The sequence below is a fragment of the Lysinibacillus sp. FSL L8-0312 genome (assembly GCF_038003285.1).
GTDB lineage: Bacteria > Bacillota > Bacilli > Bacillales_A > Planococcaceae > Lysinibacillus > Lysinibacillus fusiformis_D.
This window is the reverse complement of sequence record NZ_JBBOOV010000001.1, coordinates 4,423,506-4,440,539: the sequence shown is the minus strand read 5'-3', so window position 1 is coordinate 4,440,539 and position 17,034 is coordinate 4,423,506. Positions and strand designations below refer to the sequence as shown.

13 protein-coding genes are annotated in these 17,034 nt (G+C 39.7%); all 13 read right to left on the bottom strand.

All coding sequences use genetic code 11. The features are described 5' to 3' along the window. Window position 1 precedes the first annotated feature (1 nt). A complete protein-coding gene (locus MHI22_RS22090; RefSeq protein ID WP_036124680.1) occupies window positions 2-1,648 on the bottom strand; it encodes a glycerol-3-phosphate dehydrogenase/oxidase in 1,647 nt (548 codons plus the stop codon). 18 nt (window positions 1,649-1,666) lie between these two features. Beyond that, window positions 1,667-3,160 (bottom strand): glycerol kinase GlpK, encoded by a 1,494-nt coding sequence (glpK, locus tag MHI22_RS22085; RefSeq protein WP_271912546.1) that lies wholly within the window; start codon window positions 3,158-3,160, stop codon window positions 1,667-1,669. 19 nt (window positions 3,161-3,179) lie between these two features. Beyond that, window positions 3,180-5,042, bottom strand: a complete 1,863-nt coding sequence (gene mutL, locus MHI22_RS22080; protein WP_101966384.1) for a DNA mismatch repair endonuclease MutL — start codon at window positions 5,040-5,042, stop codon at window positions 3,180-3,182. Window positions 5,043-5,061: 19 nt separating this feature from the next. Continuing rightward, entirely contained in the window at window positions 5,062-7,632 is a 2,571-nt protein-coding gene (mutS, locus tag MHI22_RS22075) for a DNA mismatch repair protein MutS (RefSeq protein WP_058844649.1), read from the bottom strand. 128 nt (window positions 7,633-7,760) lie between these two features. Beyond that, entirely contained in the window at window positions 7,761-8,408 is a 648-nt protein-coding gene (gene cotE / locus MHI22_RS22070; RefSeq protein WP_170829783.1) for an outer spore coat protein CotE, read from the bottom strand. 135 nt (window positions 8,409-8,543) lie between these two features. Then, on the bottom strand, window positions 8,544-8,981 hold the full coding sequence (locus MHI22_RS22065; protein WP_058844648.1) for a RicAFT regulatory complex protein RicA family protein: 438 nt from the start codon (window positions 8,979-8,981) through the stop codon (window positions 8,544-8,546). Then, window positions 8,982-10,526: a tRNA (N6-isopentenyl adenosine(37)-C2)-methylthiotransferase MiaB gene (gene miaB / locus MHI22_RS22060; RefSeq protein WP_340812655.1), complete on the bottom strand. Its 1,545-nt coding sequence runs from the start codon at window positions 10,524-10,526 to the stop codon at window positions 8,982-8,984. 203 nt (window positions 10,527-10,729) lie between these two features. Further along, window positions 10,730-11,998 carry a carboxylate--amine ligase gene (locus MHI22_RS22055; RefSeq protein WP_340812654.1) on the bottom strand — a complete coding sequence of 423 codons (1,269 nt, stop codon included), beginning with the start codon at window positions 11,996-11,998 and terminating at the stop codon, window positions 10,730-10,732. 589 nt (window positions 11,999-12,587) lie between these two features. Next, the gene (locus MHI22_RS22050) at window positions 12,588-13,601 is read right to left on the bottom strand and encodes a histidinol phosphate phosphatase domain-containing protein (protein WP_089932031.1); all 1,014 of its coding nucleotides are present in this window, start codon (window positions 13,599-13,601) and stop codon (window positions 12,588-12,590) included. Then, window positions 13,601-14,383: a DeoR/GlpR family DNA-binding transcription regulator gene (locus tag MHI22_RS22045; RefSeq protein WP_340812653.1), complete on the bottom strand. Its 783-nt coding sequence runs from the start codon at window positions 14,381-14,383 to the stop codon at window positions 13,601-13,603. Before MHI22_RS22045 ends, MHI22_RS22050 begins: the two co-directional genes overlap by 1 nt. Beyond that, window positions 14,380-15,381 carry an ABC transporter ATP-binding protein gene (locus MHI22_RS22040; RefSeq protein WP_271912541.1) on the bottom strand — a complete coding sequence of 334 codons (1,002 nt, stop codon included), beginning with the start codon at window positions 15,379-15,381 and terminating at the stop codon, window positions 14,380-14,382. Before MHI22_RS22040 ends, MHI22_RS22045 begins: the two co-directional genes overlap by 4 nt. Next, the gene (locus MHI22_RS22035) at window positions 15,378-16,163 is read right to left on the bottom strand and encodes an ABC transporter permease (protein ID WP_340812652.1); all 786 of its coding nucleotides are present in this window, start codon (window positions 16,161-16,163) and stop codon (window positions 15,378-15,380) included. Before MHI22_RS22035 ends, MHI22_RS22040 begins: the two co-directional genes overlap by 4 nt. Then, window positions 16,160-17,005, bottom strand: a complete 846-nt coding sequence (locus tag MHI22_RS22030) for an ABC transporter permease (protein ID WP_170829782.1) — start codon at window positions 17,003-17,005, stop codon at window positions 16,160-16,162. The genes MHI22_RS22035 and MHI22_RS22030 overlap by 4 nt, the downstream gene beginning before the upstream one ends. Between the last annotated feature and the right edge of the window lie 29 nt (window positions 17,006-17,034).

Sequence of the window (17,034 nt, the reverse complement as noted above, 5' to 3'; positions counted from 1 at the left end):
CTTACTCCCCTTTTTTCACAAAATTTGTTGCATCCTTAATGGCTTGCTCTAATTCAGCCATATACTTGTGTTTTTGTTCCTCCGTATAATTCAAGTGTTGTTGCATCACTTGAATTACTTGCTGCTTATAAAGCTTGACAGCCTCAATATCGAAGTAAAGCAAGCCTGTACGACGAATAAAGAAGTCGCTCGGTGTATAGACCATTTCCTCTTCCATGCCATACAGTAGCATAGCGTGTAAAGCTAGAGGCATTGTACTGCCATGTTCATGTAAAAATTTCACACGATTAAATAATCCATCTACATTTGTGCCATACTTTTGTACAAGCTGTTTGGCTTCATCATAATTTAAGCCGTATTGTACACCTTCTCGTGCTTTATAAGCCATATAGTCAGGGAAATTAATCGCGTTGATTCCTTTTGCACCAGACAGTGAGAGCTCACGTGTTAAACAAGCACTTGCATGCTTATAGCGACGAGCTTTTACAATTTTATCGACAATTGTTTCAGCCATTTGACGATAGCCTGTGAGCTTACCGCCAGCGATTGTCATTAAACCACTTGGCGCTGTCCATATTTCATCTTTCCTTGAAATTTCAGAAGGGTCCTTTCCTTTTTCATAAATGAGCGGGCGTACTCCTGCCCAGGATGATTCAATCGTTTCTCTTGTAATAGTAGCAGTTGGAAAGACTTTTTTAGCAGCCTCAATTAAATAATCTACATCTTGCTGTGTAGCAACAGGGTGTACAAGATTTCCCTCAAAGACTGTATCCGTTGTCCCTATATAGGTTTTGTCATCTCGCGGAATTGCAAAAGCCATACGCCCATCAGGAATATCAAAATAAACAGCTTGCTTCAGTGGAAAATCCTTTTGGTTGAGGACAATATGAACGCCTTTTGTCAGACGTAATTGCTTGTTATCTGTTACTTTATCCTTGTGTCGTACGTCATCTACCCAAGGGCCTGTAGCATTGACAATTTGTGCTGCATGTACATCGAGTATTGTTCCCGTAACATGATCCTTCACTTTAATGCCAACAAGCTTTTTCTTTTTGTAGATAAATTCCGTCATCTCTGCATAATTGAGACACAATGCTCCATATTCTGCAGCCTTTTTCAATACTTCAATCGTCAGACGTGCATCATCCGTACGATATTCAACATAATACCCTCCACCCACAAGTCCATCTTCATTAAGTAAAGGTTCTAATGCTAGGGTTTCTTGGACGTTTAACATTGTTCTACGTTCATGTTTTTTGACACCCGCCAAGCGGTCATAAACCTTTAATGCTATAGATGTTGTAAACGGACTAAGTGAGCCCTTCTTATATAAAGGTAATAGCATTTTTTCAGGCGTTGTGACATGAACCGCATTATCATAAACGATTTCACGTTCACGCCCCACTTCCGCTACGACACCCACATCAAATTGCTTTAAATAACGTAGGCCACCATGAATCAGCTTGGTTGAACGGCTCGACGTACCAGCTGAAAAATCCTGCATGTCAATTAATGCGACAGAAAGGCCTCTTGATGCGGCATCTAATGCAATTCCTGCACCTGTAATACCACCACCAATGACTAATACGTCAAAGCTATAGTGCTCTAGATAATATAAAATTTTTGGACGATGCTCAAATGAAAACATACCTTTCTCCCCCAATAGCTATGATTTAAAAATTCGTGTGGCCTCTACAGCCTTTTGCCAGCCAGTATAAAGAGCTGTGGCTTGCTCGTCCTCCATTTGTGGTTGGTAGGTTTGGCCACTCATCCATAATGCAGATAAGGTCTCTTGGTTTGGCCAAAAGTTTGTGGCAAGACCTGCTAAATAGGCTGCACCTAGTGCTGTTGATTCATTAAGCTGTGCTAGCTCAACTTGTAGCTGTAAAACATCACTTTGGAACTGCATTAAAAACTGATTTTTAACAGCCCCACCATCGACACGGAGTACTTCAATCGGGGTACCCGCTGCTTCTTCCATTGCATCCAGTACATCCTTTGTTTGATAGGCTAATGATTCAAGTGTTGCCCGGATGAAATGCTCTTTTGATGTTCCTCGTGTTAAGCCAAAAATGGCACCCCGAGCATCTGTATCCCAATAAGGCGTTCCTAGACCAACAAAGGCAGGGACAATGTAGACACCATCCGTGTTCTTCACCTTTTTAGCATAGGTTTCGGAATCCTCAGCAGTACGAATCATACGTAGCCCATCTCGTAGCCATTGGATTGCTGACCCTGCTACAAAAACACTACCTTCTAATGCATAGGTCACTTTTCCATCTATCCCCCAAGCAATAGTCGTCAGTAAACCATTTTCAGAGGTCACTGCTTGCTGGCCTGTATTTAATAGCATAAAACAGCCAGTACCGTAAGTGTTTTTAGCCATTCCTTTTGTAAAGCAAGTTTGACCAAAAAGAGCGGCTTGTTGATCACCTGCAATCCCTGCAATCGGAATTTTTTCACCAAAGAAAATACTTGGTGCTGTTTCCGTGTATATTTCAGATGAATTTTTCACTTCAGGTAACATTGACATTGGAATAGCTAAAAGCTGACAAAGCTCATCATCCCATTGCAATTCATGAATATTGTAAAGCAATGTTCGAGCTGCATTTGAATAGTCGGTTACATGAGCCTTTCCTTTTGATAATCGCCAAACAATCCAAGAATCAATCGTCCCAAATAGCAAATCTCCATTGTTTGCCATTGCGCGTGCGCCATCCACATTGTCTAAAATCCATTTAATTTTTGTTGCAGAAAAATAAGCATCTAGGCGTAGCCCTGTTTTTTGCTGAAAAAGCTCTTCATGGCCTTGATCTTTTAAGGTATTCACAATGTCCTGTGTTTGGCGCGATTGCCAGACAATCGCATTGTAAATGGGCTGACCTGTCTTTTTATCCCATACAACTGTCGTTTCGCGTTGATTGGTAATACCAATGGCATGTACCTCACTTGCTTCGTGCCCACTTTCGGTTAAGACCGCCGCAATAACGGCTAGAATAGAACCCCAAATTTCATTTGCATTATGCTCTACCCAGCCAGCCTTCGGAAAAATTTGCTGAAATTCTTTTTGTGCGACATGAACAATTTCACCTTTTTTATTAAATAAAATAGCCCTTGAACTTGTCGTTCCTTGATCAATCGCTAAAATAAATTCGCCCATCCCAACTTCCCCCTTGTCTCTACATAACCCGTTTGAACATTTTTTCCACTTCATACGATGTAAAATGAATAAGCACTGGACGTCCATGAGGGCATGTAAATGGATTATCTGCATTACGTAAATCTCGTAGTAATGTTTCCATTTGTTCTTTTGTTAAATAATGATTGGCTTTGATCGATTTTTTACAGCTCATCATAATCGCCGCTGCTTCACGTAATTTTTTGACATCGGCCTTTTTCGTTGTTAGCACCTGTTCAATTAAATCCTCAATGATTTCCTGCTCTTCCCCTTGTGGGAACCAACTTGGGTGCTCACGTACAACAAAAGATGACTGACCAAATTCCTCTAAAAATACACCTACAGCTTCTAGCTCATGCTTGTATTCTCGTAAAATAAGTGCTTCATCGGCCGCATAGTGGAAAGTTAGTGGAAGCAATAATGCTTGACGTTCATGCGGATTGACTTGACCGACCTTTTCACGGAAAAATTCATATTTAATGCGTTCTTGTGCAGCATGTTGATCAATTAAATAAAAACCATCTTCCATTTGTGCAACAATGTATGTGCCATGGATTTGCCCAACTACTTCTAGTTCAGGAAATGGCTCTTTCGTAGACTCATTCTCAATTACTTCTTGTTGTTCTACACTGCTTACTTGTTCAACTGTCTCAGTCTCCAATCGCAGATCGGGCTGCCAGCTATCCTCTATCATAGTAGGTACAGGCTCTGGCACGACCAACTGTTCACGATTGCTCTCTTGAATGGTTTGGACATCATATAGTTTCTCAACAATTGCATGCATCTTCTCTACATCTATTTTGGGAGCAGGCTTCCAAATATTAAGTTGCTCATTAGTAGGTTTGACACTTTTTTCTTTCTTCTCCATCTGAGGTACGCGAATAACGCTGCGTATTTTTTCACGGATGGTTTCCTCGATTAATTTCAAAAGCTCTGGCTCTTTACTTAAACGAATTTGATGTTTCGCAGGATGCACATTGACATCTGTTAAATAAGGATCTCCCTCTATATAAAGGACAACTATCGGATAGCGTTCGATGGGTAAATACGTATGGTAGGCATCCACAACCACTTTTTGCACTAAATAATGCTTGACCCAGCGACCATTAACAAACAGAGACATATAATTTTTGGAAGCACGTGTCACCTCAGGCAAGGACACAAAGCCAGAAATTCGATAATCATATGATTCGCCTTGGAACGGCACCATCTTCTTGGCATTATGTACACCGTAAATAGCGGCCAGTACTTGTTGCACATCTCCTCGCCCATTGGTTTGCAATAATTGTTGACCATTATGCAGTAATCTGAATGCAATTTGTGGATTGCTAAGTGCTAGGCGATTCATTAGGTCTATCGTATGCCCAAGTTCAGTTTGAATAGTTTTCATATATTTTAAGCGTGCGGGCGTGTTAAAAAATAGCTGAGATACCGTTAAATCCGTACCTTTACGCAAAGGGCCAGGCTTATGTGTTAGGATATGTCCACCTTCAAGCTCTAAATGCGTTCCAGATTCACCATTTGATGTTATCAGCGTCATTTTAGAAACAGAAGCAATGGATGCCAATGCTTCCCCACGGAAACCAAGTGTACGAATGCGGAATAAATCATGTTCCTGATGAATTTTACTAGTAGCATGGCGAGAGAATGACATCAATGCATCCTCTTCATCCATACCATTACCATTATCTATTACTTGAATGGAAGTGAGACCCGCTTCTAGTAAAAAAACATCAATGGACGTACTCCCCGCATCAATGGCATTTTCCACTAGCTCTTTGACAACAGAAGCTGGTCTTTCTACTACCTCTCCTGCTGCGATTTTATTGGATAGCCACTCGTCCATAATTTGTATGTTTCCCACTAACGTATCACTCCTTTATCTATTTTTTTACGTTGATTAGCTCTTGCTGTAGCTCATATAAAATATTCATTGCCTGCATAGGTGAAGTGCCTAAAATATTGACTTTTTCTAATTTTTTTAGCACCTCTGCCTCGGCTGGTGAAATCGGCTCTTCCTCTGCAAACAAAGACATTTGCACGGGTTGTTCAGCCATTACTTGTGTTTCAGCAACTACTTCTTTCCCAGCCTCAAAATTCTCCAGTAAAACACGCGCTCTCGCTAAAATTTCTTCTGGCAATTGTGCGAGCTGTGCTACATGAATACCATAGGATTTATCAGCGGCTCCTTTTTTCACCTTATGCAAGAACACAACCGTTCCATTTTTTTCCGTAGCCGATACATGGACATTTTGTAAGCGAGGTAAATCCTTTTCCAGTGCCGTTAATTCATGATAATGCGTAGAAAACAACGTATTTGCACCGATTTTATCATGAATATATTCCATCATCGATTGTGCCAAACTCATGCCGTCATAAGTCGATGTGCCACGTCCGATTTCATCAAATAGCATCAAGCTATTTTTTGTTGCATGCATAATAGCATGTTGTGATTCAAGCATTTCTACCATAAATGTGGATTGTCCTGCTGCTAAATCATCAGCCGCTCCAATGCGCGTAAAAATTTGATCGGTAATAGGCAGTCTCGCCTTTTCAGCAGGTACATAACAGCCCATTTGCGCCATAACAACAATTAAGGCTACTTGGCGCATATAAGTACTTTTACCAGACATATTCGGCCCTGTAATAAGCATCATATTATGCTGCTCTTCTAGCACACAATCATTTGGTACATACATTTGCTTATTTAACATTTTTTCAACAACTGGATGTCGTCCCTCTATAATTTCGAGCGCACGTCCACCATGAAATTCTGGTTTTGTAAAACGATATTTTTCTGAAACACTTGCAAAGCTTAGTAAAACATCTAGCTCACTAATACTTGCTGCAAGTGCTTGTACACGTGGGATATATGCCTTTAATGCCTCCCGAATTTCCACAAACAGATTGTACTCTAATGTTAAGCTTTCTTCCTCTGCATTTAAAATTAATGCTTCTTTTTCTTTTAGTTCGTGTGTAATATAGCGCTCTGCATTCGCCAACGTTTGTTTGCGCTCATAGCGTGTTAAGTCCGCTAAATGAATATTCGATTTTGTAATTTCAATATAGTAACCAAAAATTCGATTATAGCCTATTTTTAAATTTTTAATGCCTGTTTTCATTCGCTCTTCTTGTTCAAGTTGGGCAATCCAATCTTTACCGTTGCGAGCAGCATAGCGTAGTTCGTCTAAGCGCTCATTGTAGCCATCACGGATGACATCCCCTTCTTTAATGGTAATAGGTGGATTATCAGTGATCGCCATTGCTAATAAAGCCTCGACATCTGTGCATGTATCAAGTGCTGCACCTAGTTGCTGTAACGTCTCTTTATTTGCCCCCATCAGCTGCTGCTGAATAGCTGGCACTTGGCGCAATGAATCACGTAATTGGGCTAAATCACGTCCGCCTACATTGCCAAACGCAACACGACCAGCCAAACGCTCTAAATCATATACTTGTTTTAAGGAAGCTTGTAGCTCAGTGCGCACAAAATATTCTTCCAATAAATCCGTGACAATCGCCAGCCTGTCCTCAATCGCTGTACGAGTAGCCAGCGGCTGATGTAGCCATTGTTTTAATTTTCGCCCACCCATTGCTGTCACGGTATCATCTAATAGCCATAAAAGTGTTCCTTTTTGGTCTCCACCACGAATCGATTGAATCAACTCTAAATTTCGTTTGGAGCTAGAATCAATGCGTAAATAATTTTTAATTTCATTAAACGTGAAAGCTTGAATATGCGATAAAGAGCGCATTTGTGTTTGATCGATATACGCTAACAAACGAAGACAGGCAACTTGTAATGGCTGAGGTACGGCTTCTAAATAGCTTGCTGCTTTGTCCATAGGCATTTCATCCACTTCAACTGATAGCACAATCCCAGCATGAACGGCGTGCTCTGCTAATAGTAGCTGTAAACTATCCGTTACAATAAGCTCTCGAATACCATAAGCCTGCATTTGCATTAAGAGGGCTTTTCCATCGCCTTCAATAGAAGAAGCCACTGCTTCACCTGTCGATAAATCTAAATAGGCATAGCCAAATGTCGTGTCATCTAATTGCTCTGCTGCCCCAATAAAGTGGTTGGTTTTACCGTCAAGCGCCTTACCTTCCATAATGGTTCCGGGTGTGATAAGCTGAACCACTTCACGTTTGACCACACCTTTTGCTTGCTTTGGATCTTCTGTTTGTTCACAAATCGCCACTTTATAGCCCTTTTGCACAAGTGTTTCAATATAATTTTTAGCCGAATGATGCGGCACACCGCACATTGGTATTCGCTCTTTTGCGCCTGCATCTCGGCTCGTTAATGTAATCTCTAAAATTTGTGAGGCATTGATGGCATCCTCAAAAAACATTTCATAAAAGTCACCTAATCTAAAAAATAAAAAGGCATCTTTGTAGTCTTCCTTTACCTGTAGATACTGTTGCATCATTGGTGTATATGTTGTCATATAATTATTTACCTCGCTCTTACCATATAGATATTTTTATTATAACAAAAGATACATGCGAAACGCTTCCTTCACCTTTTTTAAGATGCTAGCATTTCGCATGTATCAAAAAATGATGTTTTTTAGACTTATCTTGGTCGTTCATCAGGAAACGATGAGGACTCTAACACATACCTGCTTTCTCCATCAGAGCTGGAAGATGAGCTGGAGCTTGATGAGGAGGATGAAGAACTTTCATCATTAAAGCTCCAATCTTCTTCATAGTCTAATGGATGGACACTAATACAAATTGTTGTTTCACCCATTACTTCGACAACTACTTCACGTTCTACAACAATTTCAAACTTCGTACCACATGGAGAGATAATCGCTTCAATACAATTTGGTTCTTGTATCACACGTACACGAACATCATCACCAACGCTAATTTCACCTTCACGATAATGAAGCTTCACTTTGTCTTTATAGTGAACCGTTTCGGAAAACACAGCTGTTTTCGAATGGTTACTATAGGCATACCACACATTGACATCAAATTTCCCAGTTACTTCTACAAATTTCCCGACTCTTTTCGCAGAGCAAGTATGATTGATTACCCAGCATCCTAAAATACTTGTCGGTTTATTTGTTGGTGATAATGTTACACGTTCTTCCGTTCTCTTCTTCCCTTTGGCAACTACTGCTTTCGTCACGATTTGTCGTAAACGTTTCAGCGCAATTCCTCCTTCGACTCTTTTCACTCCATCATATGCAGGTAGCGCCCATTGGGTGAACATATATTTTTAGAGAATGAAAAGTATCGTCCAAATCTTTTTCCGTGAGAGGTCTGCTATAGCATGGGAATGCTTCAATAGAAGAAGACATGAAAAAAGCTCGAATGCTGTCATTCGAGCTTTGATTTCGAGGATTTATTAAGAGCAGCTACCTGGCTGAGTATTTTCTACGTATGAACCCGTTTCACCACGAAGAACATCGCCACCAGTTGAGCGAACAATTTCATTTGTAACATTATTAGCAATGGTATTCGATACCAGTTGCAATAAGTCATTGACATCGCCTTGTGATTCTTTAAATTGTTGCACAACTGGAATAGCATTAATTTCTTCTTCGATTTTAGCAATTTTATCTTCAATCATTTTTAATGCTTTTTCTTTCCCTAAGTGTTGGAAATTAACCGCCTGTTTTTGTAAGCTTTTTAAGCTTGCAATACGTTCACGTACTTGTTGATTTTCATTAATCTGTGCTTCTGCCTTTTTGAAAAATTCAACCTCTGGTGTATTTGCAATCATATGTGCAATTTCATGTGATTTTTTAATTAAATCTTCTTTTGTATATAACACTTGTGTCATTTACGCTTCCACCTTTTCATTTTTTACGACTTCCACAAATTCACCCGTAAGTGAATAAGATGTAGTCTCTATTATTTTTACTTTTACTAATTGACCAATTACTTCTGCTGGTGCTTTAAAGTTAACTAAACGATTTTTCCGCGTATAGCCCGCTAGCACATCGTCTCGTCGTTTACTTGTACCTTCAACTAATACTTCGACAACCTCACCATTTAACCGTTCTAATGCTTTGCGTGAGTATTCACCCACCACTTCATTTAAACGTTGAAGACGCTCTTTTTTCACCTCTTCAGGTACATTGTCGACCATTTTGGCAGCTGGTGTTCCTTCACGAGGAGAATAAATATACGTAAATGCAGCCTCAAAGCCAACTTCACGATATAAGGACAATGTTTCCTCAAATTGCTCCTCTGTTTCATTCGGATAGCCAACGATAATATCTGTTGTTAATGTTACTTCAGGTATTGCGGCTTTAATTCTGTCTACTAAACCAAGGAAATGCTCACGTGTGTATTTACGCGCCATAATTTTTAGGACGTCATTCGAGCCAGATTGAACTGGTAAATGGATATGCTCCACTAAGTTGCCACGCTTTGCAAGGATTTCGATTAAATGATCATCAAAATCACGCGGATGACTCGTAGTAAAACGGATACGTGGAATATCGATCTTTCTTAATTCATCCATTAAATCGCCAAGACGATAGTCGATATCCTCAAAATCCTTCCCGTAAGCGTTGACATTTTGTCCCAGCAGCATAATTTCCTTATAGCCCGCAGCCGCTAACTCACGAACTTCGGCAATGATTTCCTCTGGACGACGACTGCGCTCTTTACCACGAGTATATGGAACGATACAATACGTACAGAATTTATCGCAACCATACATAATATTAACCCAAGCCTTAATGGAGCCAAGGCGTTTTTTCGGCAGATTTTCAATGACATCGCCTTCTTTAGACCAAACCTCAATCACCATTTCCTTCGACATATAGGCTTCTTTTAAAATGTTTGGTAAACGGTGAATATTGTGCGTACCAAATACCATATCGACGTGTGGATAGCTTCTTAAAATTTTATTAACAACAGATTCCTCTTGCGACATACAGCCACAAACCCCGATAAGCATCTCAGGGTTTTTTCGTTTATATTTCAGCAGGAAACCCAGTTCTCCAAATACTTTGTTTTCTGCATTTTCACGAATAGCACATGTATTCAGCAAGACAACGTCAGCCTCTTCAATCATCTCTGTTGGTGTGTAACCAAGCTGCATAAAAATCCCGGCCATCACTTCTGTGTCATGCTCATTCATTTGGCAGCCATAAGTACGAATATAGAAGGTGCGATCTTTGCCCATTTCTGCGAACTCTTCTGCAATGCTAAAATCCTTATGATACTTGACATCTTCTTTGCCACGTTTTTTAGCATCTTTTAAGGAAGGTGCTGTAAAGACCTTCTCAAAATATTTACTATAATCCTTTTCAAGCTTGTCTTCTTTTTTTGGTTGATTGACCTGTTGATTAGCTAAGCGTTGTTCCTCATTCATCGCAATCAGGTAACTCCTTTCAAACGAAATCCATGCACTTGAATTCCCATTTTATTATTATACTGAATAGTTGATACTTCCTACAAGGTTTGCGCCTCAAATGTCGTGGTTTCGACTTAATTACATGATGATAGGAGTAATTATCCATCAGCTTTAGCGTTCTATCCTTCAGTTTTGAAGCGCTATCCTTTCGTTTACATATGCTAACCATCGCTTTCATTAAAATACTTGCTGTACTTTACATGTAAGTACTGATTATACAATTTCAGCTTCATCCAACGTTTAATATTCATATCTTCTTTATACAGTAATGCATCTGTGTATTGTCCTTCTTTCACTAATCGCTTTGCTTCTAATTTTAATTTTTCATTGTTCATGTGTTTAAATAAAGTTTTTAGCGGAAGTAGTGACCATAGATGCTTAGTTTGGACATACGTTCGTTCATGATAAACGCCAAGCAAATAATCATCCACCATATACTGCATTAAATTATGACCGCTCGCCGTCACATAGTAGCTGGAAGCCCCTGCTCGCAAATTCATTTCAAATAGCTTATAGATCCCGTCTCGAGCATCATATTTCATATCAAAATTAGCAAAACCTGTATAGCCAATGTCCTCTAAAAAGTATCGAATGGAATCCATTAGCTGTTCATCGTAGTCTGTCATAACAGCTAAAGAAATACCTTTATTTTGCGGAGAAGGATCTTCAAGCAGTTTATTGCTGACACACATCAATTTGACTTTGTGATCTCTTCCTACAAATACATCTAGTACACGAATAGAAGAATCATCACCTGGAATAAATTCTTGAACAATCAAGGAATCTTCATAGCTAGAACGATAAATACTGCGAATAATGTATTGCATCTCACTGGCATTATTTGCAAGAAATATTTTTTTCTTTTCGGGAAATGAACAGTGCGTATATGTCACTGCATTGGAAGGTTTAATGATAATGGGATACTGGAAAGGGAGTTCGCTGACTGCGTGATGCTCATTAGTTATGATCATGGTTTTGGGGTAGTTTAACTTATACTGATCACAAAGCTGATAAAATTTTTCCTTCGTTTGCACCTTCTTTAGTAAAGCTTGATCTATATAAGGTAAAATAAAATATTTTTCAAGCCGTTCTTTATTTTCAATGATAAGCTCTGCATAATAGCAGTCACAAACGATTAAAATCAATTTATTCTGTTGGCATTGCATGGCAACCTGGATTAAAGCTTGTACAAAATGGGCAGGGTCATCTAGACGCTCTACATAGTGAAAATCCAGAATGCTACTATTTTGCGTAGCAATTCCCTGTGAGCCTCCCAAAAAGAGTGAACGCATTGTTGCCCCTTTTACGGTGGGCTCAATAACAAGACTCTTGATACGATACGCTTCATAAAAAGAGCGGGCAACCCCGTAGGCATACTGACCCGATTGTATAATAATAGGTAAAAAGGGTTGTTCTTTTATACATGTCAATTTGACTCGCCTCACATTATAAAAATGAATTTAATCATTTGTATGCCAGCTACATTATACTTATGTAACAGAATGAAAAGGCACTATTATGTAACTTTAGTGCCTTTTCATAGTGTTGAAAAACAAAACTATCCATAGAATTTTTGTGAAAGGTGAAAATGGATTTCCGTTGCAGATTACTTACTTTCCTGTCGGCTCGCCTGTCTCGCTATCCCACGGGAGTCAAGTAGCCTTCCACTCCATAAAAATGTTAACTTTTTTTGCAAAGGTTCAAGTGAAGGTATTCACTACTCTTTATGGAGGGGTGTTGTCACACATCACTTCTCCACATTGAAAATAAGAGGCTATCCTCTCTTATAATATAAATAATGGGCTATTTTGTTCAGGAAAAGACACTTTTGCAGAATGGTTGATTGGAGCGGAGCCAGCGTCACTCCTAGGGGATTAGCGTCACAGTTGAGACATTGGAGCGAACGGAGTGAGTGAAGCAGCTCGTCGGACGCCCCCTGGAAAGGACGCTGGCAGAACGGAAATCAACCCCTCGCCTTTCAAAATGGCTGTTTCTGCTGTTGACATCACCTTTTTTCCATCACGTTAATGCTATCATTTTTTTGACTCGCTGCTCAAAAGCAACAATAGCTTGAACACCGTGATTTTTTAGTAGCTCGGTATTAGCACTTGTATATTTACCTAGATCATCAGGGAAATGCGCATCAGAGGATATAGTAAAAGCCACTCCATGGTCAAGTAAGGTTTGTAAAAAACGAGGGCCTGGGCACATTTCCTTTACAGGGTAACGATAATACAGCCCAGCATTGATTTCAGTGGCAGTTTGAGTTGTCGTTAGGGCCTGGGCAATCCGTTTATACCAGGCATCAAGAAAAGCATGATTCTCCACCTGATAATTAAATACTTTAAAATTATCTAAATGTGCAACAAAATCAAACATATTGGAATGAATCATTTGCTCGACAACCTTAAAAAATTGCTCATAACTTTGTTGTAAAGCAGACTGATCCATTTGCTCAAAAAGATGTTGTGTTTGAGGATTATCAAAGCCCCAGCCGTCAACAAAATGGACAGAACCAATCACATAATCCCAAGGATAACCAGCTAATAAAGCAGCTAATTGCTCTTCCCCGCCAATAAAATAATCTGCCTCTATACCCAGTCTCAAAGTAATGCCATGTTGATGCCATTTTTCCTTCGCCTGCTGAATGGTCGACACAAAGGCATCTATATTCTCTGTCATCACGCGATCTAGCCAATAGCGCTGTACTTGACCAATCTCACTATCATCCAACCTCATAAAGCGTTCAAAATAGGCACGCGTTTCTTGAAAACGATATAAATGATCAACAATGCCTACCTCACGCAAGCCAAGCTGCTTGGCCTGTTCGAGATATAAATCCAACCATTCCTCACTATAACACCCCTTTTGCACTCGCTGTACTAACCGCTGTACTTGACAGGACATTTGTTGCTTGGAGCCTTTTTTCGCCTCATCCTCATGCTGGAAAAACTCCAGTGCCTGTGATGTACGCTCTAGCCAGCGAAATGAATAAGGTCCCTCTTCTAAATGTACATGATAATCAATTGTCATCAGCTTTTCCCTCCATTACATACCGTCCATTTTTCCTCATAGGCTTGCCATTCTAATGGACAAGTACTTTCACAAAGAATTTCTGTACATTCATCAAGATGACAAATTTGAAAAAATGATTTGCCATTTATTTTGGTTGCATCGGCTAATAAATAACTCACTTTACTATGCTTGAGCATCTTCTTAGAAATAAGGGATTCATCCAAATCGTAATCATAAACAATGCCCTCACTAATGCCACCGCACGATAAAAATGTCTTATCAAAATTCATATTCTCAAGCATCTCTAAAGTCATAGCGCCTGCAACTGAAGATTGTTTTGGATTCGCAGTGCCCCCTAGTAATATGACCTTGCCTGTCATACGTCGTTCTTCTATGGCTAAATTAAATTGTATTGCTGCTGCAATCGAGTTCGTTACAACCGTTATATCATCAACCGCTAGTAAAAAATCGGCCATATGGACCGTTGTCGTACCTGTATCAATTGCAATGGTATCGCCATCACAAATACGTTTTGCTGCCATACGAGCAATTTGGCGCTTTGCCTCTTTTTGCATTTGCAGCTTGCGTAAAAATACGGGCTCGTTGCGCACGTTCGTATATTTAATAGCCCCACCATGGACTCTTGATAATAAATGCTGCTGCTCTAATTCATCAAAATCTCGGCGAATTGTTTCTGGTGCTACCTGAAGGGCATCGGCAATATTGGCAACAATGATTTTCCCGTCTCTCTCTAATTGCTTTAATATAAAATCAAATCTTTCAAGTTTGGCGTACGTCATGATAGTGCAATCACATCTTCTTTTGCGACATAACAGTTATAGGATTTGCCCATTTCAATCGAATAGCCTTGTTGATGTAGTTGTTCCATTGTAAACACCGTTTCACCATCAAATGTAGTACGAATAATATTGCCACTCATTAATGATTGTTTAGCGATTCCTACTAGACACATATCTCCTTCTCGTTGATTGAGATGCAGTGCTTCTGGTCGAATGGCAAATTTAGAGGCTTGCTCGACTAAAGATTCTCCAAGCATGTTTTCTAAAGTCTCGCGTGTAAAGACATTATAATGCCCAATAAAGTTTGCAATAAATTCATTATTCGGTCTTGTATAAATCTCTGTTGGTGTACCGTTTTGAGCAATGCTCCCATTATTCATGACAAATATTCTGTCTGAAACGGCCATAGCCTCTTCCTGATCGTGCGTTACCAAAATCATTGTCATATTGAGCTTACGTTGAATAGCTCGTAAATCTGCTTGTAGCTTCTTGCGAATTTGAGCATCGAGTGCACTAAGGGGTTCATCTAATAGCAGCACTTTAGGACGGACGATTAACGCACGTGCCAGAGCAACACGCTGCTGTTGCCCCCCCGATAATTCGTTCGGGTAAGCATTGGCTTTCTCACTTAGATGAACGAGGGCTAGCATTTCTTGAACACGCTGCTCGATGTCTGCCGCATTGACTTTTTGCATGCGCAAACCAAAGGCAACATTTTCTTGCACAGTCATATTAGGAAAGAGTGCATAGGATTGAAAGACCATGCCCACTTGACGATCCTTTGGCTGTACGCCACTCATATCTTTTCCTTCAATTGTAATTTTACCAGACGATGCATCTGTTAAGCCTGCCACAATGCGCAAAATGGTGCTCTTGCCACAGCCGCTAGGACCTAACAATGTTATAAATTCACCCTTTTGGATATTCATCTGAATATTGCTTAAAACCGTTGCTTGTCCATATTTTTTATGAAGCCCTTCAATAATAAGATAACTCATAGATTTATAGCACCTTTCGATCGTTTTGTTACAATGGCAATGACAAATGTTAATAGACCCATTAGCACGATATAGATAAAAACAACTGCACTTGCAATATGTCCACTTGTGCTAAGCTTTTTCATTAAGTAAATTTGAACTGTTTCAAAGCGAGAACCAACCACAAGGTTAATCAAGACAAATTCACCAAATAAGACGGAGAATGATAACAAAGCACCTGCAAATAAGCCTGGATAAACGGTAGGTAGTAGAATTTTTGTGAAAGCCTGCCTTTTTGATGCACCAAGCAATTGGGCCGCATCAAGTAGCTGCCTTGCATCTATATTTCTTAAACTATTTCTTGTTCCTTGATAGATATAAGGAAGAATCCCCACCACATAGGCTCCTAGAACAACGAATATCATTGGTATACCTATTTGGCTATACACTCGAATGAGCCCTACAGCTAAAATGATTCCAGGGAAAGAATAGACCATGACCACTGCTATCTGTATCCATTTTTCGTATGTAGGAAAATACAAAACAATAACGAAAATGGCTGGCACAATGACAAGGAGTGCAATACTAACCGCACCACTTGCTAATAACACAGAACGGCCAAATGCCTGGATAAAATCGGTATCCTGAAACAATGTGGCAAGCCATTTTAATGTAAGTCCTTCTGGTAATATTGTTTTATTCCATTTCGATGCAAATGCATAAAGCGTCGTTGCCAATACTGGCAATAGTAAATACCCCACTAACAGGAGGAAAAAGAAATCAGCCAAGCCTCGCTTTTTCATTTTACTTTCCTCCTTGTTTTAGAGATACTCCACTCACTAATTAGCATGGCTGTCACCATTGTCACTGCTAATATAACAGCAATGGCACTAGCTAGCTCTGGCTGAGCAAAAATATCACCTTTTATTAAGGAACCTATACGAATGGCCACTAAATTATAATTACTGCTTGTTAGAGCATAGGCAGAGGCATACGCTCCCATTGCATTAGCGAATAACACACTAAACGTTCCTACAATCCCAGGTAACATAACTGGTAAACCAATCTTCAGCCAAAATTGCCAACTAGACGCTCCTAATAAAGCTGCTGCCTCCTTCCACTGTTGCTGAATCCCATCATAAATGGGATATAACAACATAAGCGATAATGGCAGCTGGAAGTAAATATAAATAAGTAACAAACCGCCCCAGCTATAAAGAGAAAAGGATGTCAAAGCATCAATGTCCCATTTTTCAAATAACAATGTAAATAGACCACTATTACCAAGTAAAACGATAAAAGCAAATGCTAGCGGTATACCTGAAAAATTGGATGTTAAGTTCGTTAGTATTAAAATTTTCTCCCGTACTGGCTCAGTCAACTTCATCATGGCATAAACAGCGAACAATGTGACTACTAATGCAATAACAGCCGATACAACAGACAATGTAATACTATTTTTAAAGCCTTGCAATATATAGTCGTTCGTAAAAATGGACTCGTATTGCGTTAATGTAAAGCCCTCACTATTTTGAAAGCTCGTAATAAGCATATACAGTAAAGGCACTAGGAAAAATAATAAGAGTAGTACAAGAAAAGGCGAAAGCCAGGCAATGGACTGCCGCTTCGATATCAACACAACCACTTCTTTCTATAATTACTTGCGGCTCAAAA